Source organism: Micromonospora pallida (genome assembly GCF_900090325.1).
In the GTDB taxonomy this organism is placed as follows: domain Bacteria; phylum Actinomycetota; class Actinomycetes; order Mycobacteriales; family Micromonosporaceae; genus Micromonospora; species Micromonospora pallida.
The window spans coordinates 645,979-670,961 of record NZ_FMHW01000002.1 but is presented as its reverse complement, the minus strand read 5'-3'; the positions used below and the strand labels follow the sequence as shown (position 1 = coordinate 670,961).

The following is a 24,983-nucleotide window of genomic DNA, read 5'->3' as shown; positions in this document are numbered from 1 at the left end:
GGCCGGGGGCGACTCAGATCTCGTCGATCAGGTCGAGCACCGAGTCGACGATCCGCGACGGCCGGTACGGGTACCGCTCCGCCTCCGCCCGGGTGCTGATGCCGGTGAGCACCAGGATGGTCTCCAGACCGGCCTCGAGGCCGCAGAGGACGTCGGTGTCCATCCGGTCGCCGATCATCGCGGTGCTCTCCGAGTGCGCCTCGATGGTGTTCAGCGCCGAACGCATCATCATCGGGTTCGGCTTGCCGACGAAGTACGGCTCCACCCCGGTCGCCTTGGAGATCATCGCCGCGACCGAGCCGGCCGCCGGCAACGCGCCCTCCACCGAGGGGCCGGTGACGTCCGGGTTGGTGCAGATGAACCGGGCCCCGCCGTTGATCAGCCGAACGGCCTTGGTGATCGCCTCGAAGCTGTAGGTGCGGGTCTCCCCCAGCACCACGTAGTCCGGCTCGAAGTCGGTGAGCACGTACCCGACCGCGTGCAGCGCGGTGGTCAGCCCCGCCTCGCCGATCACGTACGCGGTGCCGCCCGGCCGCTGGTCGACCAGGAACTGGGCGGTGGCCAGCGCCGCCGTCCAGATCGCGTGCTCGGGCACCTCGAAGCCCATCCGGTTGAGCCGGGCGCACAGGTCACGCGGCGTGTAAATGGAGTTGTTGGTGAGCACCAGAAACGGCTTGCCGGAGGCACGCAGCCGGTTGATGAACTCCGGTGCGCCCGGCACCGGCTGGCCCTCGTGCACCAGCACGCCGTCCATGTCGGTGAGCCAACTGGCCACCGGCTTCCGCTCGATCATCTCTTCCCTCGGGGTGCTCGGAGTCTCCGGTCGGTGGGACGCGGGACGGGTCAGGGGCGGCGGGCGGGTACGCAGCACGTGGTCGGGCAGGTGTCCCAGCCGGGCAGTTCCCCGAGCCGGCGCGGTGCTGGCCCGGCCGGGTCGAGCCGCTCGGTGACCAGTTCCCGCACCATCGTCACGAACCGGGGATCGGTGCCGGGGCTGGCGGCCCGGACGAAGTCCAGGCCGAGCTGTCTGGCCGTGGCCAGCGCCTCGGTGTCCAGGTCCCAGACCACCTCGAGGTGGTCGGAGACGAACCCGATCGGGCTGACCACCACGCTGGTGACACCGTCCCCGGCCAGCTTGCCGAGGTGGTCGTTGACGTCCGGCTCAAGCCAGGGCACCTGCGGCGGGCCGGAGCGGCTCTGCCACACCAGGTCGTACGGCAGGTCGGGCGCCGCCGCCGTGGCCACCAGCCGAGCGGTCTCGCGCAGTTGTGCCTCGTACCGGCCGCCGTGCGGGCCGGCGGTGGCCGCCATCGAGGTGGGCACCGAGTGCGCGGTGAAGACCAGGCGGGTGGTGGCCCGCCTCGCCGGGTCGAGCTGGGCCAGCGCGGCCCGGACCGCGTCGGTGTGCGGCTCGACGAAGCCGGGGTGGTCCCAGAACTGGCGGAGCTTGTCGATCACCGGCGCGTCCGGCCCGACCGCCGCCCGGGCCGCGGCGATGTCCTCCTGGTACTGCCGGCAGGAGGAGTAGCCGCCGTACGCGCTGGTGACGAAGGCCAACGCCCGGCGTACTCCGTCGTCGCGCAGCTGCGCGACGGTGTCGGCGAGCATCGGGTGCCAGTTGCGGTTGCCCCAGTACACCGGCAGGTCGAGCCCGTGCGCGGCGAAGTCGGCCCGGATCGCGGCGAGCAGGTCACGGCACTGCTGGTTGATCGGGGAGACCCCGCCGAAGTGCTGGTAGTGCTCGACGACCTCGGCGAGCCGCTCCGGGGGAACCCCCCGGCCCCGGGTCACGTTCTGCAGGAACGGCATCACGTCCTCGGGCCGCTCCGGGCCGCCGAAGGAGACCAGCACCACCGCGTCGTACGCCATGCCCCCCATTGTTCCCCGCGCACCGGGGTCGTCCCGCGACGGCCCCTCGTCCCGCGCACGCACGACGCCCCCGCTGTGGCGGAGCCGACAGCGGGGGCGTCGTGACGCGGTCAGGCGCCGAGGGCGTGGTACCCGCCGTCGACGTGGACGATCTCGCCGGTGGTGGCCGGGAACCAGTCGGAGAGGAGCGCCAGGCAGGCCCGCGCGGCCGGCTCCTGGTCGGTCAGGTTCCAGCCCAGCGGGGCCCGCTCGGTCCACGCCGTCTCGAACTGGTCGAACCCGGGGATGGACTTCGCCGCGATGGTGCGCAGCGGGCCGGCGGCGACCAGGTTGCTGCGGATGCCCTTCGGGCCGAGGTGCAGCGCCAGGTAGCGGGAGGCGGACTCCAGCCCGGCCTTGGCCACGCCCATCCAGTCGTAGACCGGCCACGCCTTGGTGGCGTCGAAGGTGAGGCCGACCACGGAGCCGCCCGGGGCCATCAGCGGCAGCGCCGCCATGGCCAGCGACTTGTAGGAGTACGTGGAGACGTGCAGCGCGGTGGCCACGTCCTCCCAGGGCGCGTCGAGGAAGCCGCCGCCGAGGCAGCTCTGCGGGGCGAAGCCGATCGAGTGCACCACCCCGTCCAGGCCGTCGACGTGCTCGCGGACCTTGTCGGCGAGACCGGCCAGGTGCTCGACGTTGGTCACGTCGAGTTCGATCACCGGGGCGGGCTCGGGCAGCCGCTTGGCGATCCGCTCGACCAGGGAGAGGCGGCCGAAGCCGGTGAGCACGACCTGGGCGCCGTTCTCCTGGGCGAGCTTCGCCACCGAGAAGGCGATCGAGGCGTCGGTGATGACGCCGGTGACCAGCAGCCGCTTACCGGCCAGCAGTCCGGACATGTGGGTCCCTCCGTGGTTGTGTCGGTGCGGGTGGCCGCGTCAGTGGCCCATGCCGAGGCCGCCGTCGACCGGGATGACGGCACCGGAGATGTAGGCCGCGGTGTCGCTGGCCAGCCAGGTGACCACTCCGGCCACCTCCTCCGGGGTCGCGAACCGGCCGGCCGGGATGGCCGCCTGGTACTGCTCGCGCCGCTCCTGCGGCAGCGCCGCGGTCATGTCGGTGTCGATGAACCCGGGCGCGACGACGTTGGCGGTGATGTTGCGGGAGGCCAGCTCCCGGGTGATCGACCGGGCCACCCCGACCATGCCGGCCTTGCTGGCGGCGTAGTTCACCTGGCCCATCCCGCCGTACAGGCCGACCACCGAGGAGACGAAGATCATCCGACCCCAGCGGTTGCGCAGCATCTTGCGGGAGGCGCGCTGGGCGCAGCGGAACGCGCCGGTCAGGTTCGTGTCCAGCACCCGGGTGAACTGCTCCTCGGACATCCGCATGAGCAGCGTGTCGTCGGTGATGCCGGCGTTGGCCACCAGAACCTCGACCCCGCCCAGTTCCGCCTCGACGGCGGTGAACGCCTCGTCCACCGAGGCGGAGTCGGTGACGTCGCAGCGCACTCCGAACAGCCCGTCGGGGGCGTCGCCGGAACGGTGCGTCACCGCGACCCGGTCACCCTGCTTCGCGAAGGCCTGCGCGATGGCCAGGCCGATCCCCCGGTTGCCCCCGGTCACCAGCACGGTACGGGCCACAAGTCCCCCTTGCGCGACAAACGACTGCACAGACGGGTTGGAGACTAGGGGTTACCCACAGGTAAGCGTGAACCCGGGAGGGGTGGTGCGCGTGGCGCGACCCGCCGCCCACCGCTCCGGGCCCGGGTTGTACGATGATCCGCGTTCCGGACCCGCCGACCGCTGGAGGTGATCGCTGTGCGAGATAGCGATCCTCCGAGTCGTGGCCGGGCCGTTCGTCAGTCCCGCTGAGCCACGACTCAGCCTGGCCTGACCCGTCTCCCGCTCCCCGCGTCCACACCCGGCGTTCCGGCCTTTCCCGCCGCACGCGCCGGGCCCAGCCGCCCGTGCCCCGGGCGGTCGCGGGTCGAGCACCCCGGTCACGACTCCTGTGCGCGTCCTGTCCCCTCCCCGGTCCGGCCGTCGTGCCGCGCCGTCCGTCGCCACCGGAGCTGTCCATGAGCCGCTACGTCGCCCCGCTGGGCTTCACCCTCGCCGCCGTCTGGGTCGCCGTCCTCTTCGTCCTCACCAGCGGAAGCCACTGACCCACCGGCCCCGTTCGGACGGTCGCCGACCGGTGCCGGTGCGGGACCACCATCGGGCACGTACGACGGCAGCCCCGCACCGCGCGGACCGGGTTCAGAGCAGGCGCGGCGTCCAGAGCAGACTCGCGCCGGCTGCGGCGAGGGCGAAGAGCAGCGCCACGCCGGCGTACCACTGGGTGATCTCCCGGGGTTCGGTACGGAATCCGATCGAGCTGCCCATGTCCTGGTACACCTGCTTCAACTCGGTCACCGAGGCCGCCTCGTAGAAGTGCCCCTCGGTGGTTTCCGCCAGGTCGGCCAGCGCCAACCGGTCCACCGGCACCCGCTGCACCTGACCGCCGATGTCCACCTGCCCCGAATCGGTGCCGAACGCGATCGTCGAGACCGGAACGTTGGCCGCCTGCGCCGCCGCCGCGGCCTCCTCCACCGACCGCCCCGCGGTGCGGAACCCGTCGGAGAGCAGCACGATCCGGGCCGGCGGGAGGCCCGCCGCACCGTCGGCCGGCACCGACCGGATCGCCTCCAGGCAGGTGAAGACCGCCTCACCGGTGGCGGTCGCCTCGGCCAGCACCAGCCCGTCGATGGCGGCCGTCACGGCGGCCCGGTCCTTCGTCGGCGGCACCAGCACGTTCGCCGACTTGGCGAACGAGACCAGTCCCAGGTTGTAGGTCTCCGGCAGCTCGGCGACGAACTGCTTCGCCGCCTCCTGGGCGCCCTGCAACCGGTTCGGGGTCACGTCGTCGGCCTGCATGGACAGCGACACGTCGATGGCGAGCATGATGGTCGCCCGCTCCAGCGGCTCCTCGGTGTCGACCGCCGGCCGGGCGGTCGCGGTGGCCAGCGTCAACAGACAGAGCAGCAGCGCGCCGGCCGCCGCGTGTCGCCGCCAGCCCAGCCCCTTCGGCGCGAGCGTCCGCAACAGGTCCACGTTGGTGAAGCGCATCGCGTACGCCCGGCGGTGGCGTTGCCGCCAGACATACAGCGCCGCGACGGCGAGCACGGGCAGCAGGGTCAGCAGCCACCACGGTTGCATCAAACGGATCATCGAGTCGTCCCCCGGGTGCGGGCGTGCCGCTGCGCGGCCACGAAGCGCACCATGTCCAGCAGCCAGTCGGTGTCGGTACGCAGACGCAGGTGGGCGGCGCCGGCCGCCCGCAGTTCCCGGGCGATCGCCGCGCGCTGGGCGGCGGCCGCCTCGGCGTACCGGCGGCGCAGCCTCGGATCGGCGGTCTGCACCTCGTGCAGTTCCCCGGTCTCCGGGTCCACCACCGGCAGCACCCCCACGTCCGGCAGGTCCAGCTCACGCGGGTCGACCACCTCGATCGCCAGCACGTCGTGCCGGACCCGCAGCTTACGGATCGGCCGCCCCCACTGCTCGGGCGGCGCGAGGAAGTCGGAGATCACCACCGCCACGCCCCGCCGCCGGGGCGGCCGGTTGAGCAGGTCGACCAGGGCGCCGAGGTCGGCGCGTCCCGGTCCGATCTCGGTGCCGGCGATGGCGCGTACGAGGCCCTGGGCCTCCTTGCGCCCGGTGCGGGCCGGCAGCCGCCGCACGACCGGGGCGGCGGGCGGCATGCCCCGCCGGGACGCGGACGGCGGACCGCCGGTACCGACCACCGCGCCGATGCGGTTGCCACCCCGGACGGTCAGGTGTGCCAGGGCCGCCACCGCCGCGACCACCACCTCGCGCTTGAGCCACTGCCCGGTGCCGAAGTCCAGGCTCGCCGAGAGATCCACCGCGAGCCACGTCTCCAACTCCCGGTCGGCCACGGTACGCCGCACGTGCGGCATCGTGGTCCGCGCGGTGACCGGCCAGTCCATCCGGCGGACGTCGTCACCGGGGCGGTACTCGCGGGACTCCCCCGCCTCGCTGCCCGGCCCCGGCAGGAGCCCGGCGTAGTCGCCTTGGAGCAGGCCGTCGAGTTTGCGGGTGACCAGGAGCTGGAGCCGGGAGAGGACCGCCTCGCTGCGACCGGGGGTGACGCCGGCCGACCGGCGGACGGGTGGGGTCACGGCCGCTGCCCGGGCCAGCCGGCACCCGGCGGCGGGCCGGGGTGCGGCTGTCCGCCCGGGTGCGGCCCGCCCTGCGGCTGTCCGCCCGGATGGGGCCCGCCCTGCGGCGTCGCCTGCTGCCGGGGAGCCACCGAGGGCAGCGGGATGGTCGACATCACCCGGTGCACGATGTGGTCGGCCGGGACGTCGTCGGCGAGCGCGTCGTAGCTGAGCACCAGCCGGTGCCGCAGGATGTCCGGGGCGATGTCCTGCACGTCCTGGGGCAGCGCGTAGTCCCGGCCGCGCAGCAGGGCCAGCGCGCGGGTGGCCCGGACCAGGCCGAGCGACGCCCGGGGGCTGGCCCCGTACTGGATGAGCTGGGCGACGTCGGGCATCCCGTGCTCGGCCGGGGTGCGCGTGGCCAGCACCAGCCGGACGGCGTAGTCGACCAGGGCGTTGTGCACGAAGACCTGGTCGGCCTTGCGTTGCAGGGCGAGCAGGTCGGTGGTGGTGAACACCGGCGCCGGCTCGGGCGGGCTCACCCCCATCCGGTAGACGATCTCCCGCTCCTCGGCGTCCGTCGGGTAGCCGACGATGATCTTCATGAGGAAGCGGTCCCGCTGCGCCTCGGGCAACGGGTAGACGCCCTCCTGCTCGATCGGGTTCTGGGTGGCCATCACCAGGAACGGGTCCGGCACCCGGTGGGTCTCCCCGCCGATCGACACCTGCCGCTCGCTCATCACCTCCAGCAGCGCCGACTGCACCTTCGCGGGCGCCCGGTTGATCTCGTCGGCCAGCAGGAAGTTGACGAAGACCGGCCCCAGCTCCACATCGAACTTCTCGCTGGACTGCCGGTAGATGCGGGTGCCCATGATGTCGGCGGGCACCAGGTCGGGGGTGAACTGGACCCGGGCGAACGAGCCGCCGACGACCTTGGCGAGGGTCTCCACGGCCAGGGTCTTGGCCACCCCCGGCACCCCTTCCAGCAGGCAGTGGCCCCGGGCGAGAAGGGCGACGAACATCCGCTCGACCATCCGGTCCTGCCCGACGATCACCCGCTTGATCTCGAACAGCGCCCGTTCCAGGAGGGTCGCGTCCTCGGCGGGTGTGCTCGGTGGCGCCGGGGCGGCGTCGGTCGCGGTCGGGTCGGGCGTGGTCGGCTGGGCCACCGGTCCTCCACAGCGTGCTCGTGATCTCTGGCGACGAGGTGCGGGTCAAGCCTCGCATGCCCGGCTGAAAGCCAACCGGGCGAGCAACCGATTGTCATCACGCCGCGTCCGGACGCGCGAATCGCCGGCGGGGGTGTCCGAGCGCCTCCGCTGCGTGTACGATTCAGCCGTCGCCGGGCGGCTCCCCCCGTGGCCGCCCGGCGCTCTACTTCCCGACACTCAACTCTCCGTGCTCGGCCTCCCGGCTCGCCACCTAGACTGGCCCGGGTGACCGAGTCCTCGCCCGCCCCCACCGACCTGCCCGTCTGTTCGGCGCGCGGCTGCCGGGCCCCGGCGGCCTGGTCCCTGCGGTGGAACAATCCCCGGCTGCACGACCCCGAACGGCGCAAGACCTGGCTCGCCTGCGCCGAGCACCGGAGCACGCTCGGTGACTTTCTCACCGCGCGGAGCTTCCTCCGGGAGGTCGAACCGTTGCCCGCGTCGTTACGCTCAACGGGTGAGTAAGCGCAGCGGGGCACACCGGTGAACACGGAACACGCCGACGGGCCTACCCCCGCCCCGGCCGATCCGCTCGAACCGTGGCCGGAGACGGTCGACTGGCAGCGCGTCTCCACCGACCTGATCTGGGTGGAACTCGTCCGGCTGGGCATCGGCGTGCTCGTCGTGACGGCCGGGCTCGCGGTGGCCTGGGCGCTGACCGGGCTCTGGCCGTTCGGGGCCGTCCTGGGCGTCGTCGCGCTGTTGAGCCTCTGGCGGGCGGTGGCGATCGTCCGGGCCGTCCATGCCTGGGGGTACGCCGAACGCGACGACGACCTGCTGGTCCGGCACGGGCTGCTGGTACGACGACTGTCGATCGTGCCGTACGCCCGGATGCAGTTCGTCGACGTCACCGCCGGCCCACTGGAACGGGCCTTCGGGCTGGCCACCGTGCAGTTGCACACCGCCGCCGCGGCGAGCGACGCCCGGGTACCCGGGCTGCGCCCGGCCGAGGCCTCCCGCCTGCGCGACCGGCTCACCGCGCTCGGTGAGAACCGCGCGGAGGGATTGTGACCAGCGGCCCGCCCGACGCCGGCCCGGCCGAGCAGACCGGCCCGGCCGAACAGCCAGGGCCAGCCGAGCAGCCAGGACCGGTCGCGCAGCCAGGGCCGGCCGAGCAGCCAGGGCCGGCCGAGCAGCCAGGGCCGGCCGAGCAGCTAGCTCCGGCCGAGCAGCCAGGGCCGGTCGGGCCGTACCCATGGCCGGCCGTTCCCGGTTTCGGGCCGGCGCCCGTCGAGCCACGGCAACGCCTGCATCCGCTGAGCCCGGCGCTGCACGGGGCGAAGTCCCTGGTGGTGGTGATCGCCGGCCTCTCCTGGTCGACCCTGTCCCGGGTCGGGTTCGGCACGTTCGCGGTGCTGGCCACGGTGCTCGCGCTCGGCGCGACGGTGCTCGCGGTGGTCAGTTGGTACAACACCGGCTACCACGTGGTCGGTCGGGAACTGCGCGTCTACGAGGGACTGGTGTGGCGGCGTACCCGGGCCATCCCACTGGAGCGGTTGCAGGCCGTCGAGGTGGTCCGTCCGCTGCTGGCCCAGCTCACCGGCCTGGCCGAACTACGCCTCGAGGTGGTGGGCGGCGGCAAGACCGAGGCGCCGCTGGCCTTCCTGAGCGTGGCCGACGCGACGGCCCTGCGGACCCGCCTGCTCGACCTGGCCGGACGTGCCCCGACTGGCGCACCCGAGCCGGCGACGACAACGGGGACGGGGACGACGGGGACGGGGACGACGGCGGCGGTGCCGAGCGGTCGACCGCTGCACTCCGTCGGCAACCGCGACCTGCTGGTCAGCCAACTGCTCACCCCGCAGGCGTTCATGCTGCCGGTGGGCGTCGCGTTCGTAGTGGTGCAGTTCCTCTCCGAGGATTCCTGGTCGTTCATCGCGGTGGCCAGCACGGTCACCGCGATGGCCGGGGTGCTGCTGCAACCGATCCGGCGGGTCCTCGACGACTGGAACTTCCGGCTCGACCGGGACTCCGACCGGCTGCGTATCCGCAACGGCCTGCTGGAGACCCGCGCGCAGACCGTCCCGATCAACCGCGTGCAGGCCGTCGGAGTGACCTGGCCACTGCTCTGGCGGACCAAAGGCTGGCTGCGGTTGCGGCTGGAGGTCGCCGGCTACTCGGCGGCCGAACCGGACGACCGCAACCGCCCGGACCGGCTGCTGCCCGTCGGCGACCTGGCGACCGGCGAGATGATCACCGCCGAGGTGCTGCCCGGCGTGGCCGTCTCCGCCCTGCCGCTGACCGCCCCGCCACCCCAGGCCCGCTGGCTGCGGCCGTTGAGCAGCCGCGCCCTCGGCGCCGGCCTGGCCGACCGGGTCTTCGCCGTCCGTTCCGGCCTGCTCACCCGCCAGCTCGCCATCGTGCCGTACGCCCGGATCCAGAGCGTCCGGGTGGTCCAGGGGCCGGTCCAGCGGCGTCTGGGGCTGGCCACCGTGCACGCCGACACCGCCGGTGGCGCCGGCGCGGCGGCGCTGCACCGGGACGTGGCCGAGGCGTGGGCCCTCGCCGCCGAGCTGACCGCGCGTTCCCGCGCGGCCCGGCTCGGCAGCTGACCGACTCAGCGACTGACCAGCCCGGCGCCTGACCGGCTCAACGGGCGACCGGCTCAACGGGCGACCGGCTCAACGGGCGACCGGCTCAGCGGGCGACCGGGATCGACGGCTCCCCGGTCGGCGACGACCCGTCGTCGGCACCGGCGTCAGCGTCTCCGCTGTCCGTCCGGGGCGCGGAGTCGACGGGGACGGTCCCGGCCAGTTCCGTCGTCGGGGCCCGACGTGCCTGGCGGGCCTGGCGGGCCGCCCACCACCGCTCGGCGAGGCCGACCACCAGGAAGGTCATCCCCACGTACGCCCAGCCCACCAGCACGTCGATGATGTAGTGCTCGCCGGAGTACACCAGGGTGAACGTCATCGCCAGCGGGTACGCCAGCAGCAGCGGCCACCAGCGGCGACGGGTCGAGGTGAGGAAGAACAGCACCACGAAGAGCGCCCAGGCGGTGTGCAGGGACGGCATCGCGGCCACCGGGTTCGAGGCGATCTGCCCGGCGTTGAGCATGTTGCCCGCGCCGTGCATGCCGAACTCCTTCCACCCCCGGGTGGAGATCCGGGCCACCTCGGCGAGCAGCCCGTTCTGCGCCGCCCACCACGGTGGGGCGGCCGGGTAGAGGAAGTAGGTGGCCAGACCGGCGGCGCAGAGGAACCCCCACCGCCGCATGTACGCCCCCCAGCGGGCGCGGTCGCGCATCCAGAGCACCACCGCCGCCACGAACGTCACCACGAAGTGCGAGAAGTAGACCCAGGCCGCCAGCACGTCCCACCACTGCACCTTCGGCTCGTAGAGCCGCTCCTGTAGCCAGATGGTGGGCACCTCGCCGCCGGTCGCCCAGCCGAGCAGGAACCGGTCGGCGACGATCAGGTCGTAGGAGTACGGGATCGCGCCGTTGTCGGCGAAGCCCCGGGAGAGGTTGTAGGCGGCGAGGAGCAGCACCACCGGCAGCCAGTCCCGGGCGAAGCCCAGGTGGCTGCGCCACGGGCGGCCCCAGTTCCAGGCGATCACGGCGGACCAGATCCACACGAAGGCGTACGCCGGGTCTGTCGGCAGACCGATCGTCAGCCAACCGGCGACGAACAGGACGCTCCAGATCGACATGGCGACCAGGCGGGGGCGTCCGCCCGCGGGCATCGCCGGCGAGTCGGACGGGGCAGGGGGCTGGGGGTCAGTGACAACGGCCATCACCGTTCAGGTTAACGGCGGTCGGCGCATCGACGAACGCCGACCGGCATCCCGGTGTCCGGCGTAGGCTGTCGGCATGCCGGACCAGACTGTCGCGCCCGGGCTCAAGGCCCGGGTAGAACTCACCGTGACCGATGCCGACACCGCGCAGGCGGTCGGCTCCGGTGACGTGCCGGTGCTGGGCACGCCCCGGGTCCTCGCGCTGGCCGAGGCGGCCACCGTCGCGGCCACCGCGCGGCACCTGCCGCCGGGAACCACCACCGTCGGCGTCCGGGTGGAGCTGGAGCACCGGGCACCCACCCCGGTCGGCCGGACGGTGGCGGCCGAGGCACGCCTCGACGAGGTGGACGGCCGGCGGTTGGTGTTCACCGTCGCCGTCACCGACGGCGCCGAGACGGTGGCCGAGGGACGGGTGGAACGGGTGCTGCTGGATCGGCAGCGCTTCGTGGAACGCGCGTCCGGACAGTCGTGACCGGCCACTTCGTCGAGGTCGGCGCGGGCGTGCACGTGCTGCGCGAGCCGCTGCTCGACGTGAACGTCACGCTGGTCGTCGGCGACGGCGCGGCGCTGCTGGTGGACACCCTCTCCACGGCGGCGCAGGCCACCGCGCTGGCCACCGCCGTACGCGCGGTCACCCCGCACCCGTGGACCCTGGTCAACACCCACCACCACTTCGACCACTGCTTCGGCAACGCCACCCTCGCCGCCGACCCGCCCCGGCCGGTGTACGCGCACCCGCTGACCGCCGAGTGGCTCCGCGACCGTCCCGACGAGCTGCGCCGCCTCGCGTACGAGGAGATGCACACGGAGCAGCCTGCCCTCGCCGCCGAGCTGACCCGCACACCGCTGCTGGCCCCGACCCACACCGTGCACACCGAGACGACGCTGGATGTGGGCGGTCGTCGGGTGGTGCTGCACCATCCCGGACGGGGGCACACCGCGGGTGACCTGGTGGTGCACGTACCGGACGCGGACGTCCTGGTCGCCGGTGACCTGGTGGAACAGAGTGGCCCCCCGGCCTTCGAGGAGTCGTACCCGTTGCAGTGGCCGGAGGCGGTGGCGGCGCTGCTGCGGCTCACCGGCCCGGCCACGGCGATCGTGCCCGGGCACGGTGACCTGGTGGACGCCGCGTTCGTCCAGGCCCAGCACGACCAGCTCGCCGGCCTGGCGTGGCTGATCCGGGCCGGGCACACCGCTGGCGCGCCCCCGGAGCGGGTCGCCGCCGAGGCGCCGTTCGGGGCTCGCGCCGCGCTGGTCGCCGCCCGGCGCGGATACGCCGAACTCGACGGCACGGCCTGACCGTCCGGCAGAGGCACGCCGAACCCGACGGCGGCCTGACCGCCCGGCGCGGGGACGCCGAACCCGACGGCACGGCCTGACCGTCCGGCGCCGTCCGACGTGTCAGCGGGTCGGTTGGCCTACCCAGGGACGGCGGGAGCCGGTCAGGTGGCGAATCGGCGGGCGACCGCGTCCCGGGTCGGCATGGCGACCGCACCGCCGGGCGACTCGCAGACCAGGCCCGCCACCTGGAGCGCGAAGGCCACCCGGTCGGTCCAGCCGGCCGGGTCGGTGGGTGGCCCGTCGACCAGCAGGTCGGCGACGAGCGCGGCCATCACCGAGTCACCGGCCCCGGTGGCGTCGACGGCCCGGATGGTGGGCGCGGGTACGCGTACCGGGTCGGCTCCGGCCGCGACCAGCGCGCCGTCCGGGCCGAGGGTGACCACGACGGTGCCCGCGCCCAGCTCGCGCAGGTGGACGGCGACCCGCTCGACCGGCTCGCCCGGGTAGAGCACCTCGGCGTCGGCGGCGCTGAGCTTGACCAGATGCGCGCTGGCGGCGAACTCGGCGGTCGTGTGTCGCACCGTGTCGAGTGCGTCCGGGCCAGCGAGCAGCCGGGGACGGATGTTCGGGTCGAACACCCGCACCCCGGTGGCCAGGCGCCAGGCCCGACGGGCGGCGGCGAGGGTCGCCGGGCAGAGCAGCACGATCGATCCGCAGTAGAGCACGTCGGCGCCCTCGACCAGCGCGACGTCGAGGTCGTCGGCGGTCAGCAGCCCGTAGGAGGGCGGCTGACCGTAGAAGCGGAAGTCGGGTTCCGCCCCGGCGAAGGTGGCCACGGCGAGCGCGGTCGGCGCGGGCACGGTGATCGTCCCGCTGATCCCGACGCCGGCCGCGGTGAGGAAGTCCCGGATCCGGTCGGCCAGCGCGTCGTCACCGAGGGAGCCGACGAACCGGGAGTCGCCGCCGAGCCGGGCCACCCCGACCGCGACGTTGAGCGGCCCGCCACCGATCGCCTGCCGGTAGACCGGCTCGTCGCCACACCGACCGTCGAGCAGGTCGACCAGCGCCTCACCGACCACCACCGAATACCCCACCCCAACCCCTTTCTCGCCCCACCCCGCTGCCCGTGTTGATCAGGAGGTTCGCGGCACCGAAGCTACCGCCGGCTGACGCGAACCGCCTGGTCAACGCGTGGAGACGGCGGAGGTCAGCGGACCATGGAGCCGACCACCGGCTTGGTGAGCAGGGCGGACTGGTTGCGCTGGATACCCGGGTCGAGGGTCTTCGCGACGAAGATGGCGTGCCAGATGCAGAAGATCAGCACCGTCCACACCTTGCGGGAGTGGTCCGCCTCCTCCCGCTTGTGCTCCTCGAGCAGCCGCATCGCGTACGACAGGTCGAGCAGCTCACCGGCGCCGGAGTTGCTGAGCACCCAACGGGCCCACTCGTACATCTCGCCGCGCAGCCAGACCCGGGTCGGGGTCGGGAAGCCGAGCTTCTTCCGGTTCACGATGGCCGGTGGCACCACGCCCTGCAACGCCTGACGCATGGCGTACTTGGTGGCCTCCGAGCGGGGCGGCAGCTTCAGGTCGACCGGGATGCCGGCGGCCACCTCGAAGACCTCGCGGTCCAGGAAGGGCACCCGCACCTCCAGCGAGTGCGCCATCGAGATCCGGTCGGCCTTGACCAGGATGTCGCCGCGCAGCCAGGTGTAGAGGTCGACGTACTGCATCTTGGTGACGTCGTCCAGCTCCGTGCACTCGGCGTAGATCGGGGCGGTGACGTCGGTGTACCGCACCGAGGGGTCGTACCGGCGCAGCAGGTGCTGCTTCTCCTCCTCGGTGAACATCCGGGCGTTGCCGTAGTAGCGCTGCTCGATCGGGGTGGTGCCGCGCTCCAGGAAGCTCTTGCCCTTGACGCCCTGCGGGATCGCCTTCGACACCGCGCGCAGGCCCTTCTGCACCCCGTCGGGCAGGCCGTTGACGCTGCTCAGCGAGAGCGGCTCCCGGTAGATGGTGTAGCCGCCGAAGAACTCGTCCGCCCCCTCGCCGGAGAGCACCACGGTGACGTGCTCGGCGGCCTTCTTGGCGACGAAGTAGAGCGGCACCAGCGCCGGGTCGGCCACCGGGTCGTCCAGGTGCCAGACGATCTTCGGCAACGCCTCGATCATGTCCTGCGGCCCGATCTTGGTCGGGATGGTGGTCACGCCGAGGTGTCGGGCCGAATCCTGGGCGACGTCGATCTCGGAGTAGCCGGGAACGTCGTACCCGACGGTGAAGGTGAGGATGTTCGGGTTGAACTCGCGGGCCAGGGCCACCACGGCGGTCGAGTCGATGCCGCTGGAGAGGAAGGAGCCGACCGGCACGTCCGACCGCATGTGCATCCGGACGCTCTCCCGCAGCGTCTCCCGGATCTGGTGGTAGAGGCGCTGCTCGTCGGAGACCGGGGCGGGCCGGAACACCGGCCGGTACCACCGCCGTACGTCGATCCGGCCACCCGGGCTCCAGGTGAGGTACTCACCCGATCCGATCCGGCTGATGCCCCGGTGCAGCGTGCCGGGCTCCGGCACGTACTGCAACGTCAGGTAGTGCGAGAGGTTGGCGGTGTCCACCCCGGCGTCCCCGGCGTACGCGGACTGCGCGAACGGCAGCAGGGCCTTTTTCTCGGAGGCGAGGTAGAGACCGTCCATGGTTTCCAGGTAGTGCAGCGGCTTGATGCCGAAGTGGTCCCGGGCACCGAAGGCCCGCCGCTGCTGCCGGTCCCAGATGACGAAGGCGAACATGCCGCGCAGCCGGGTGAGCACCTGCTCGCCCCAGTAGTGGTAGCCGGCGACGATCACCTCGCCGTCGCCCGCCGTGGCGAACTGGGCGCCGAAGTTGCGGATCAGCTCCTCACGCAACTCAATGTAGTTGTAGATCTCGCCGTTGAAGGTGAGCAGATACCGGCCGCCCGCGTAGGGCAGCGGCTCATGGCTGGACGCCACGTCGATGATGGCGAGCCGCTTGTGGGCGAACACCCCGTCCGCGTACCGGCCGGTGGCGTCACCGACCAGCTCGACACCGGTCTCGTCGGGCCCACGGTGGTGCAGGCATTCCAACGCTCCGGCGATGGCGTCGCGGTGCGCGCCGGCGTCGCCGCGCGCGCTGAAAAAGGCCAGGAGTCCGCACATGTTGGCCATCTTTCCACGCGCCCGAGCACTCCGTCGCGGCACCACGGGCTCTCCCCGCACCGGGCTAGCGCGGTACCGTCTGCACCAGCGACGCCACCGGAGGGAGCGGACCATGGCTGAGAAGCGGACCGACACGACGCCGACGGACGGCACCGAATCGCACGACCCGGATTTCCCGGAAGCCTTCCTGGCCTTCATGCGGCAGGGCTGGCGGGACAGCACCCTGCCGGTGGGTCCCCGCCCCGAGGTGCCCAACTACGCCAAGCGACGGGCCGCGCTCTCCGCTGCCTTCGCGGGCGAGACGCTGGTGATCCCGACCGGCGGGGAACAGGTACGCGCCAACGACACCGAGTACCGCTTCCGGCCCGGCAGCGACTTCGTCTACCTGACCGGCGACCACGCCCCGGACAGCGTGCTGGTGCTGCGGCCGAACGGGTCCGGGCACGACGCCGTCCTCTACATGCGTCCGCGTTCCTCTCGGGACAACGACGAGTTCTTCCGCAGCCGGCACGGCGAGCTGTGGGTGGGACGGCGGCACACCCTCACCGAGAAGTCCAGCGAGCTCGGCCTGCCCACCGCCGACCTGACCGAACTGGACGCCGTGCTGGCCGACCTGGCGCCGGGGCGTACCCGGGTGTTGCGGGGGTTCGACGCCCGGGTGGACGCGGCCGTGCGCCCCTGGGACGGTCCCCGCGCCGAGGGACAGCCGGCGCGGGACCGGGAGCTGGCCATCGCCGTCTCGGAGCTGAAGCTGGTCAAGGACGAGTGGGAGATCGCGCAGCTCCAGGACGCGGTCGACGCGACCGTCCGGGGCTTCGAGGACGTCGCCCGGGTGCTCCCGGCCGACCGGGGGGTGTCCGAGCGACTGCTCGAGGGGATCTTCGCGCTGCGGGCCCGTCACGACGGCAACGACGTGGGGTACGGCTCGATCGTCGGGGCCGGCGAGCACGCCACGATCCTGCACTGGGTGCACAACCACGGCACCACCCGCCCGGGTGAGCTGCTGCTGATGGACATGGGGGTGGAGAACCGCCACCTCTACACCGCCGACGTCACCCGGGTGCTGCCGGTGGGCGGCCGGTTCACCGCCCTCCAGCGTCGGGTCTACGACGTCGTGTACGCCTCGCAGCAGGCCGGGATCGAGGCGATCCGGCCGGGCGTGAAGTTCAAGGACGTCCACCTGACCTGCATGCGGGTGCTCGCCGAGGGGCTGGCCGACCTGGGCCTGCTGCCGGTGAGCGTGGACGAGGCGATGGACGAGAAGTCGACGATCTACCGGCGCTGGACGCTGCACGGGTTCGGGCACATGCTCGGCCTCGACGTACACGACTGCGCGAACGCCCGCAAGGAGGTGTACCGGGACGGCGTCCTCGGCGAGGGGTACGTGCTCACCGTCGAGCCGGGGCTCTACTTCCAGCCGGAGGACGAGCTGGTGCCGGAGGAGCTGCGCGGGATCGGCATCCGGATCGAGGACGACGTCCTGGTGACCGCCACCGGCGCGGTGAACCTCTCCGCGGGTCTGCCCCGGAGCGCGGACGAGGTGGAGAGCTGGCTGGCCGAACAGCGTGAGGCGGGCCCGCGCCTGCCGGGCTGACCGCGACTGCTCTGGCGGACCCCGCCGACCGGTGCCCGGGTAATCGGGTCCCCGTCGGCGGGGTCCGTCGCGTAATGACTGAGTCTCTTCGCGTGGATGGCCGCCACCCGTGACCGGTTCCGCCCCAATCTGCCCAGATCTTGCCGTATTGCGGTGTTACCCCGGGAAACCCGCACCCTAGGGCGATCCATCCCCTACGGTTTGTTCAGAAAGTTCTTCCCGTTCGTGGCGGTCCGGACGGGTCGCGTGCGATTCGCTCCGTCCGCCCGGTCCCTTCCCCCCGCGGCCCGCGCGCAGGCGCCGACGCGGGGACCCACCGCCGGCATCCCCCGTGGTGTACCGGCTGATCCACATAAACCCAGAGCGACCCCTCTCCCGGACGCGTCCCGGAGAGGGGTCGCCCGGTGTCCGATCGCGGCCCAGCCACGACCGGACCGCACCCTCCTGCCAGAATGCCACCCAATATGGGCAACTTTCGGATTAGGCGGTCATAGTGAGGAACATTCTCATACGGTGTGGTTCAGCAGCTACAACCGATTTGTAGCGAAGGCCGCCTCGCCATGGCGGAGCGACCTTGTCTGGTACGAGGAGAGGGCAGAGAGCTCCGATGTCCAACTACCTTCGAAACAATGAGGAAGTCGCCCCGGAGGCGGTGCCACCGAGGAACCGTCGTCGGCTCTGGTTGGCCACCGGCGCTGCGGGCCTGGCCGGTGTGGTCAGCGTGGGCGCGATCGGTGTTGCCGCGACCGCCGGGGTGCCCGGCCTCACCGGCCTGACCTGGGCGAGCGCGCAGTCGATCCTCACGGGTGAAGGCTCGTCGCCGGAGGGCGGCCACAAGGCGGACAAGGGCCACCACGGAAAGGGCGACTGGCGCGGCCAGCAGGGCCAGGGACAGCAAGGCCAGCAGGGCCAGGGGCCACAGGGTCAGAACGGCCAGGGCCAGCAGGGGCAACAGGGCCAGCAAGGGCAGGGGCAGAACGGCCAGGGCCAGCAAGGGCAACAGAGCCAGAACGGCCAGCAAGGCCAGCAGGCGCAGCAGGGCCAACAGCAGGCTCAGCAGGCCACGGCGGTGCCCTGCAACCGCGACGCGCTCTTCGCGGCGATCAACCAGGCCAACGCCCGGCAGGGCGGCACGCTGCGGCTGGCCACGGAGTGCACGTACGACCTGCGGACGGCCACCGGCCCGAACGCCCTCCCGCCGATCACCAGCCGGATCACCATCCTGGGTGAACGGTCGGTCATCGAGCGGGCCTACGGCCTGCCCAACGCCGGCACCACCCTGTTCCGCTTCTTCCAGGTCGACAACGGCGGCCACCTGACGCTGCGGGACGTGACCCTGCGCAACGGCCTGGTCTCGGGAACGAACCGTGGGGGCGCGGTCCTGGTGCAGGCCGGCGGTGAGGCGGTCATCGAGAACAGCACCCTGACCGGCAACGGCGCGGTGGGGAGCGCGGGCACCGGCGGCGCCGTCGAGAACGCCGGCGTCACCACGCTGCGCAACACCCGGCTGGCCCTCAACCACGCGGCCGTCGGCGGGGGCGCCGTCCGCAACACCGGCACCCTGGTGGCGGAGGAGAGCCTGTTCGAGGCCAACAAGTCGATCGCGCCGGTCACCGGCACCGTCACCCGTGGCGGGGGTGCCCTCGAGAGCACCGGGACGGCGACCATCCGAAAAGGCCGGTTCCTCGGCAACGAGAGCGGTGGCAACGGTGGTGCCCTGTACGTCGCCGGCGGCTCGGTCGACGTCGGTGACTCCCAGTTCACCGCGAACACCGCCGCCTCCTCGGGCGGCGCGGTCGCCAACGAGGGTGGCGCCCAGCTCCGGCTGCGGGAGGTCACGCTGCTGGAGAACACCGCGGCGACGGTGGCCGGCACCGCGCCGGGCGGCGGCGGAATCTACAACGGCCCGGAGAGCACGGTGACCGCCCTCAGTGGCGTCCGGCTGACCGGCAACAGCGCCTACCTGGGTGCCGGTGGCGGTGTGGCCAACCTCGGCTCGCTGTCCGTCAACGGCGGCGAGCTCACCGGCAACCAGGCCGGCACGACCGGGGGTGGCATCCACAACGGCGCCACCGGTGTCCTCACCCTGGTGGGCACGAACATCACCCTGAACCAGGCCCGGACTGCCGGCGGCGGCATCCACCACATGGCCCCGTCCGGGGCAGCCACCGTCGACCTCCAGTCGCGGGTGGTCGGTAACAACTCGACCAACTGCGGCGGCCGGGCGATCCTCAACTGCCAGGGCTGACCGACGGGTGAGCACACCCGGCACCGACCGGGGCACGACGAGCCGGCCCCGCCCACGTGGTCCACAGGACCACCCGGGCGGGGCCGGACGCATGTCCACGGGTCACCGGCAGGCGGCTTCCCGTCCGGTCATCAGCGCTGGACGAACACCGCCACGCTACGGGCCGGAACGGTGAACGTGCCGCTGGCCGCGTCGAACGAGGCGGTCCGCAGCACCGGGTCCGCCGACGTGCGCAGCACCGGGTGCAGGGTCACGTCCGCGCCCCGCAGGCCGGTTACCTGCTGGGTCGCCGACTGCGGGGTGGCGTTGAAGACCACGGTCACCGACTTCCACTGCCGGTCCAGGCCGCGACCGTCCAGCGTCATGGTGAGTACGCCGGGGGTCTCCTGCGGACCGGAGAGCGGGAAGGCCACCCGCTGCTGCACCTCGCTGGCGTCGGTCAGCCCGAACACCGGCGAGGAGGCCCGCACGCGCAGCAGTTCGGCGTACCGGGCGTCGGTCAGGTTGATCGCCGCGCAGTCCGGCACCAGCTTCGCGTCCGCCAGCAGCGGCCTGGCGTACGACCACTTGTCCTCGTTGTCCGCCGCCGGGGGCAGGCCGGCGCCGAAGCCGTTGCCCTGGGCGCAGTCCCACCGGATCTGGTTGAACCAGTCACCGGAGTTGTACGAGTTGCGGTCCAGCGACTTCGACCGCAGCCGCTCGGTGCCGGTGGTGACGAAGCCGGCGCCCTGCCCCATCAGCACCGTGGAGAAGGCGAGCACCTGCATCCGGGCCCGGTCCACCATCGGGGTGTCCTGCGGCAGCTTGTAGGCCAACGCGTCGTACAGGATCTCGTTGTCGTGCGCGTCGACGTAGGTGACCGCCTCCCCCGGCGCGGCGGTGTAGCCGGCCGGCGAGCCGTTGTAGTCGACCTGCGCGCCGGTCACCGTCCGGCCCTGGGTGTCGGTGAACCGGTAGCCGGCGAGGTTGCCGACCAGGCCGACCTTGATCTGGTCGTGGGAGTGCAGCAGCCGGGCGCGCTGCTGCTCGGCGCTGCCGTTGACCGGGTCGCCGTTCGGGTCGCTGAAGAGCCCGGAGGCGAAGCCCTGGACGCGCGGGTTGGCGTCGAAGGGCCCGCCGCCGCGCACCGCGTCCCGGAGCCGGTCGTTGAAGGTGCCGATGCCGGTGCCGGCCATGTTGGCCTGGGTGGCCTGGACGAACCGGGCGTCGTTGGTGACCTCGCCGAAGTTCCAGCCCTCGCCGTAGAGCAGGATGGACTTCCCGTCCACCCCGTCCCGGGCGACGGTCAGCTTGTCCAGCGCCCGGCGCACGTCGAGCATGTTCGCCTTCGGGTGGTGACCCATCAGGTCGAACCGGAAGCCGTCCACCTTGTACGCCTTCGCCCAGGTGACGATGGAGTCGACCACCAGCTTGCCCATCATGGCGTGCTCGGGGGCGGTGTTGGCGCAGCAGGTGGAGTTGGCGACGGCGCCGTCCTCCAGCAGCCGGTGGTAGTAGCCGGGCACCACCTGGTCGAGCACCGACTTCGGGTCGGTGCCGGCGGCCGAAGTGTGGTTGTAGACCACGTCCATCACCACGCGCAGGTTCGCGGCGTTGACCCCGGCGACCATCTGCCGGAACTCGGTGGTCCGCTTGGCGCCGTTCGGGTCGACGGCGTAGCCGCCCTCCGGCACGGTGTAGTGCAGCGGGTCGTACCCCCAGTTGTAGCCGTCGGTGTCGGCGACCCCGGCGACGCACTTCTGCTGCTGGTCGGAGTCCGGCGGCAGCTTCGTCAGGTCGCAGGCGGGCTGTTGCTGCTCACCGCGCCGCTCGGGGATGGTGGCGAAGTCGAACGCGGGCAGCAGGTGCAGGTGGGTGACCCCGGCGGCACCGAGCTTGCGCAGGTGGGTCATGCCGGCGGTGGCCGGGTCGGTGAAGGCGAGGAAGGTGCCCCGTCGCTCGGCCGGGACGCTGCTGTCGGCGACAGAGAAGTCCCGCACCGACAGCTCGGAGATCTGCACCTTCGACGACGGCACCGCCGCCGGCTTGCGCAGCTTCGCCCAGCCGGCCGGCGCGAGCGCCGGGTCGTCGAGGTCGACGAGCTGGCTGTGCGTGGAGTTCGGGGCGAGGGCCACCGAGTACGGGTCGGTGACCGACACGGTGCGCACCTGCTGCGCCGCCGGCTGCCAGGTCTCCACCCGGTACCGGTAGTACTTGCCGGTCCAGTCCCGCGTGCCGCGCGCCGACCAGACGCCGGTCCGGTCGTCCCGGCGCATGGCCACGGTCGTCGGCTGCGCGGTCGGCGAATCGAACAGCTCCAGCGCGACGGTCCGGGCGGTGGGCGCCCAGACCGCCAGCGACGGCCGGTTGCCGTCGAAGGTCGGGCCGAGCTTCGCCGAGGTGGCCCGGGCGTAGACGTCGTCCAGCGCGCCGGGGATCTGCACGCCGGTCGCGGAGAGCAGGTTGCCCTCGTGGTCCCGCTCGGTCACCAGGAGCTGTCCGCGCAGCGCGGCCGGCACCTTCGCCAGATCCCGGTCAGCGAGGCGGAACGTCTGGTACGCCCACAGGTGCGGGAACTTCGCGCGCTGGGTCTCGGTGAGCCCGTTGCGCTGCGCGGTCAGCGGCAGCGAGGTGTACGTCCCGGACAGCTCGCCGTCGACCACGGTCACCCCACCAGCCGGGGCGGTGACCAGGGCGTACGTCTTGCCGTCGGCCGGGCCGGTGGCCCAGGCGACGGTGGACCGGTCGATCCAGTGCGCCTTCTGCTTGGTGATGTCGAGGTCCTTCGCGGTGCCGCTGGTGGTCGCCGGGAGCAGTCGGCCCGGGGTGGCGGCGAGCAGCCACACCTCCCGTCCGGCGCTGGCGAAGTCGAGCCGCTGGTCCTGCGGGAGGTCCTTCTCGTCTCCCTTGTGGATGATGTAGCTCAGCCCGGTGGCTCCGGCCGCGAGCGGCACCCGGAACACCGCGCCGAACGCGTCGACCCGGGTCGGGGCGAGCGGGGCGGCCCAGTCGGTGGGGTTGGCCGCGCCGTCCCAGAGGTGCAGGCCCCAGCCGTCGTAGTTGCCGTCGGCCCGGCGGTAGTGGAGGAGCGCGACGCCCTCCTCGACCGGGGGCGCGGGCTCGCCGGTGGCGTCGGAGTAACTCAGGTGGACGGTCGGGTCGCCCTGCTTGATCCAGATCTCGCCGGTCCGGGTGACGTCGATGGTCCGGTCCTGGGCGACGTCCTTGTTCCCGTCCTTGTCGATCACCAGGAAGCCGACGGACTGCGCGCCGGGCTTGAGCTTCACCCAGGCGAACCGGCCGTAGGCGTCCTCACCGGCGAACGGCTGGCCCTTGGGCCACTCGGTGACGTACGCCGGGTCGATGTCGCCCCAGGCGTAGAGGCTCCAGTCGGCGTAGTCACCGTCCGGGCGCTGGTAGTGCACGATCGCCCAGTCCCGGGAGGCGCCCTGTTCCGGGGTGCCCACGGTGGCGGTGGAGCGGGTGCTCGCGGTACGACTCTTACTGTCCCGGACCACGGCCTTGTACTCGATCCGGGTACCGCCGGGCAGCCCGGTCAGGTCGTGGTGCAGCGTGTACGGGGCCTGCTCGGCGGTGCCGAGCAGCGTCCAGTTGCCGCCGCCGACCCGGGCGGCCACCGCGACGGTGGCGAGCGGGTCGCCGGTCACCTGGGCGGTGACCGCGGCACGGGTGACGACGGCGGCGTCGGCAGCCGGGGCGGTGATGCTGATGGCCGGGGCGGCGGTCGGCTGTGGGATCGCCGTACCGGCCCGGTGCACCACCGCCGACAGCGGCGGCACGGTGACGGTGAGCTTGCCGTCACCGGTGGCGGTGCTGCTGCCGGTGGCTCCGTAGACGCCGGTGAAGGTGGCGTTCGTCGACCAGGTGTCCACGGTGACAGTCTGCGCGGTGGCCGCGTTGTTGACCGCGACGACGTACTCGACGCGCTGCTTCGGGTGGATCCGGGAGAACGCGAAGACGCCGGGTCCGTCGGCGGCGTGCCGGGTGACCTGGACGCCGTCGCGCAGCGCCGGGTGGGCCTTGCGCAGCGCGCCCAGCTCGGCGATGGTGCGGTAGAGCGGGTGGTTCCGGTCGTACTGGTCGACGGCGTGCGTGCGGTCGGTGCCGATCAGGTCGTCGTCGAGGTAGTCGGGCGTCCTCGAGGCGAACATGTCCTGCCGGGCGTCCTTGTCCCCGCCCGGGCCGGTGAAGCCCTGCTCGTCCCCGGAGTAGACCACCGGCTGTCCGCGGGTGAGGAACATCAGCTGGTGGGCGAGCTGGTCCCGGCGCAGGTGGGTGGCCGGGTCGGTGCCGCCGTTCGCGATGAACGAGCCGATCCGGCCCATGTCGTGGTTGCCGAGGAAGGTGGTCAGCCGGTCGGCGTCGGTGTCCCGGGAGGAGTAGAGGTCGTCCCGGGCGTACATGTCGGCGAGCGCCTTGGCGGAGCCGTTCCTGGCGGTGTAGCCGGTGGCCGCGTCCTGGAAGGGGAAGTCCAGGGTGGCCGGCAGGCCGCCCTGCCGAACGTAGGTAGAGGTGATCTCCGGGTCGGCGCTGTAGACCTCGCCGAACATGAAGAAGTCCTTCTTGCCCGCCTTCTCTGCGGCGCGCTCGATGCCCCGGCTGAACTGCGGCCAGAAGTCGAGGTTGACGTGCTTGACGGTGTCCAGGCGGAACCCGTCGACGCCGGTGCTGGCGATCCAGTCGCCGTAGACCTTGGTCAGCCCCTGGACCACCTCGGGGCGTTCGGTCCACAGGTCGTCGAGGCCGAAGAAGTCGCCGTACTCGCTGTTCTCACCGGCGAAGGTGGAGTCACCCCGGTTGTGGTACATGGTCACGTCGTTGAGCCAGGCCGGGACCTTGACCGTCTTGTCCGCCTCGGTGGCGAAGGTCGGGGTGTACGGGCCGGAGTTGGCGTCGACCTTCGGGAAGTCCCGGCTGCCGTCGGCGTAGTTGCGGTCCTCGAAGGAGCGCCCCTGCGCGTCGGTGTACGGGCTGGTCTTCTTGTCGACGTACGCGTACTTGTCCTCGGCGTACTTGATGACGTCGGCGGTGTGGTTGACGATGACGTCGAGGTAGACCTTGATCCCCCGCCGGTGGGCGAGGTCGACCAGGCGCTCGAGTTCCTCGTTGGTGCCGAAGTGCGGGTCGACCTGGGTGAAGTCGGTGATCCAGTACCCGTGGTAGCCGGCGGAGACGTCGTCGCCGGCGCCCTGCACGGGTCGGTTCTTGAAGACCGGCGCGAGCCAGATCGCGGTGGTGCCCAACCCCTCGACGTAGTCGAGCTTGTCGATCACACCCTTGAGGTCGCCGCCGTGGTAGAAGCCCTTGTCGGCCGGGTCGAGACCGGACTTCAGCCGGTCACCGGTCAGGCCACCACGGTCGTTGCGCGGGTCGCCGTTGGCGAACCGGTCCGGCAGGACGAAGTAGAACTGCTCGGCGCGGGCCTCGTCGGCGCCGGCCCGGAGCATGGCCTCGGCGGAGGGCTCGGTGCGCCACTGCGGCGCGCCGGCCGCGGTGCGGGGGTCGGGACGCCCGGCGGCGTCGGCACTGGCGGGGCTCACCGCGACGGGTGCGCCGACGAGCGCCAGGGAAAGTAGGGAAACCAGGCCGAACAGGGCCTTGGAGGATCGTGGCGGGGGTTTCATCGACGGCCTTTCCGTGGTCGTAGATTGGCCCGCACGCTAGTCCTTGCCGAAACATTCTGCAATAGATTGCAAACCAAGTCGAAATGTTGCGGTCACTTGCAGAACACCGACTGCCGTCGA

At 72.3% G+C, this 24,983-nt stretch carries 18 protein-coding genes; 7 read left to right on the top strand and 11 right to left on the bottom strand.

What is annotated here, in order from left to right:
* Positions 1-13: 13 nt before the first annotated feature.
* The 7 genes from GA0074692_RS03180 to GA0074692_RS03150 form a co-directional block, all read right to left on the bottom strand.
* Positions 14-892 carry an HAD-IIA family hydrolase gene (locus GA0074692_RS03180; protein WP_176738663.1) on the bottom strand — a complete coding sequence of 293 codons (879 nt, stop codon included), beginning with the start codon at positions 890-892 and terminating at the stop codon, positions 14-16.
* Entirely contained in the window at positions 844-1,869 is a 1,026-nt protein-coding gene (locus tag GA0074692_RS03175; protein WP_091639157.1) for a ferrochelatase, read from the bottom strand. Before GA0074692_RS03175 ends, GA0074692_RS03180 begins: the two co-directional genes overlap by 49 nt.
* Before the next feature lie 110 nt (positions 1,870-1,979).
* Positions 1,980-2,747, bottom strand: a complete 768-nt coding sequence (gene fabI / locus GA0074692_RS03170; protein WP_091639155.1) for an enoyl-ACP reductase FabI — start codon at positions 2,745-2,747, stop codon at positions 1,980-1,982.
* A gap of 39 nt (positions 2,748-2,786) precedes the next feature.
* Positions 2,787-3,491 (bottom strand): beta-ketoacyl-ACP reductase, encoded by a 705-nt coding sequence (fabG, locus tag GA0074692_RS03165; protein ID WP_091639152.1) that lies wholly within the window; start codon positions 3,489-3,491, stop codon positions 2,787-2,789.
* 618 nt (positions 3,492-4,109) lie between these two features.
* Positions 4,110-5,060, bottom strand: a complete 951-nt coding sequence (locus tag GA0074692_RS03160; protein WP_091639150.1) for a VWA domain-containing protein — start codon at positions 5,058-5,060, stop codon at positions 4,110-4,112.
* Entirely contained in the window at positions 5,057-6,046 is a 990-nt protein-coding gene (locus GA0074692_RS03155) for a DUF58 domain-containing protein (protein WP_091652474.1), read from the bottom strand. The genes GA0074692_RS03160 and GA0074692_RS03155 overlap by 4 nt, the downstream gene beginning before the upstream one ends.
* Positions 6,025-7,176, bottom strand: coding sequence for an AAA family ATPase (locus GA0074692_RS03150; protein WP_245730095.1), 1,152 nt, complete (start codon positions 7,174-7,176; stop codon positions 6,025-6,027). Before GA0074692_RS03150 ends, GA0074692_RS03155 begins: the two co-directional genes overlap by 22 nt.
* Before the next feature lie 267 nt (positions 7,177-7,443).
* Between GA0074692_RS03150 and GA0074692_RS03145 the strand changes: the two genes are divergently transcribed.
* The 3 genes from GA0074692_RS03145 to GA0074692_RS03130 all read left to right on the top strand — a co-directional run bounded on the left by GA0074692_RS03145 (position 7,444) and on the right by GA0074692_RS03130 (position 9,767).
* Complete coding sequence (locus tag GA0074692_RS03145) at positions 7,444-7,680, top strand: hypothetical protein (RefSeq protein WP_218106527.1); 237 nt, start codon at positions 7,444-7,446, stop codon at positions 7,678-7,680.
* An 18-nt stretch (positions 7,681-7,698) separates the two neighbouring features.
* A complete protein-coding gene (locus GA0074692_RS03140; protein WP_091639148.1) occupies positions 7,699-8,226 on the top strand; it encodes a PH domain-containing protein in 528 nt (175 codons plus the stop codon).
* Positions 8,227-8,462: 236 nt separating this feature from the next.
* A complete protein-coding gene (locus GA0074692_RS03130; protein ID WP_091652465.1) occupies positions 8,463-9,767 on the top strand; it encodes a PH domain-containing protein in 1,305 nt (434 codons plus the stop codon).
* A gap of 85 nt (positions 9,768-9,852) precedes the next feature.
* Here the strand turns inward: GA0074692_RS03130 and GA0074692_RS03125 are convergent, their stop codons facing one another.
* Positions 9,853-10,947, bottom strand: a complete 1,095-nt coding sequence (locus GA0074692_RS03125) for a phosphatase PAP2 family protein (protein ID WP_091639147.1) — start codon at positions 10,945-10,947, stop codon at positions 9,853-9,855.
* A 76-nt stretch (positions 10,948-11,023) separates the two neighbouring features.
* Between GA0074692_RS03125 and GA0074692_RS03120 the strand changes: the two genes are divergently transcribed.
* On the top strand, positions 11,024-11,419 hold the full coding sequence (locus tag GA0074692_RS03120; RefSeq protein ID WP_091639146.1) for a thioesterase family protein: 396 nt from the start codon (positions 11,024-11,026) through the stop codon (positions 11,417-11,419).
* Positions 11,416-12,246 (top strand): MBL fold metallo-hydrolase, encoded by an 831-nt coding sequence (locus GA0074692_RS03115; protein ID WP_091639145.1) that lies wholly within the window; start codon positions 11,416-11,418, stop codon positions 12,244-12,246. Before GA0074692_RS03120 ends, GA0074692_RS03115 begins: the two co-directional genes overlap by 4 nt.
* Positions 12,247-12,389: 143 nt before the next feature.
* On the opposite strand, the gene GA0074692_RS03110 is transcribed toward GA0074692_RS03115, so the two are convergent.
* Complete coding sequence (locus tag GA0074692_RS03110; protein ID WP_091639142.1) at positions 12,390-13,322, bottom strand: carbohydrate kinase family protein; 933 nt, start codon at positions 13,320-13,322, stop codon at positions 12,390-12,392.
* Between the two features lie 113 nt (positions 13,323-13,435).
* A complete protein-coding gene (gene asnB, locus GA0074692_RS03105) occupies positions 13,436-15,397 on the bottom strand; it encodes an asparagine synthase (glutamine-hydrolyzing) (RefSeq protein ID WP_091652461.1) in 1,962 nt (653 codons plus the stop codon).
* Between the two features lie 112 nt (positions 15,398-15,509).
* Between asnB and GA0074692_RS03100 the strand changes: the two genes are divergently transcribed.
* Positions 15,510-16,991 carry an aminopeptidase P family protein gene (locus GA0074692_RS03100; RefSeq protein WP_091639139.1) on the top strand — a complete coding sequence of 494 codons (1,482 nt, stop codon included), beginning with the start codon at positions 15,510-15,512 and terminating at the stop codon, positions 16,989-16,991.
* Between the two features lie 607 nt (positions 16,992-17,598).
* Complete coding sequence (locus GA0074692_RS03095; RefSeq protein ID WP_141725119.1) at positions 17,599-19,239, top strand: right-handed parallel beta-helix repeat-containing protein; 1,641 nt, start codon at positions 17,599-17,601, stop codon at positions 19,237-19,239.
* A gap of 131 nt (positions 19,240-19,370) precedes the next feature.
* On the opposite strand, the gene pulA is transcribed toward GA0074692_RS03095, so the two are convergent.
* A complete protein-coding gene (gene pulA, locus GA0074692_RS03090; RefSeq protein ID WP_091639135.1) occupies positions 19,371-24,863 on the bottom strand; it encodes a pullulanase-type alpha-1,6-glucosidase in 5,493 nt (1,830 codons plus the stop codon).
* Positions 24,864-24,983 lie beyond the last annotated feature (120 nt).